Origin of the sequence: Pseudomonas sp. MD195_PC81_125 (assembly GCF_014060985.1) — a bacterium.
Taxonomy (GTDB): Bacteria; Pseudomonadota; Gammaproteobacteria; order Pseudomonadales; family Pseudomonadaceae; genus Aquipseudomonas; species Aquipseudomonas parakoreensis.
The window spans coordinates 1-513 of record NZ_JABULD010001041.1 but is presented as its reverse complement, the minus strand read 5'-3'; the positions used below and the strand labels follow the sequence as shown (position 1 = coordinate 513).

General features: G+C 53.0%; 1 protein-coding gene. It reads left to right on the top strand.

The features are described from left to right. Window positions 1–513 (top strand): hypothetical protein (locus HT737_RS31075; RefSeq protein ID WP_182404715.1); only part of this gene is annotated, 513 nt, incomplete at both ends.

Below are 513 nucleotides of genomic sequence, written 5' to 3'. Positions count from 1 at the left end.
AACCCTACAATGATCTGGTGAATGAGCCTCATACTGGTACTTCCGGCCTGAACCGAGCACTCCCGCTGGAGTGGCTCAAATCCCTGAAGCACGACAGTGAACTGAAAATCAGCTTTTGGGTGAATCTGGCCGGCGACGCAGACTTTGCCACAGCAATATTGTTCCCGGTGCGAACATACCTGATCAAATCACTCTCTCTGACCGCACCAAAATTGCTCGACTTACCCGGTGCAACCCTCAATTTCGATGATATTGCCGATAGCGGTGCACGTATCGAAGTTCCGATCTATACCGGAATGTCCCCCGGGCAGTCCGTCAAGGTCGAGTTGGCCGGTGCGGGAGGTCATTACACGACTGCATCCACGAATGTCGATACCATCAAGCCCCTGATTTTTCTGGTTCCCCGATCAACATTCATTGCCAATGCCGCCCGGACAGTGGCAATCACCTATCTGGTCTCGTCCTCCAGTGAGCAGAATCAGCCACTGCGGTCGCCAAGCCTTGATCTGAATA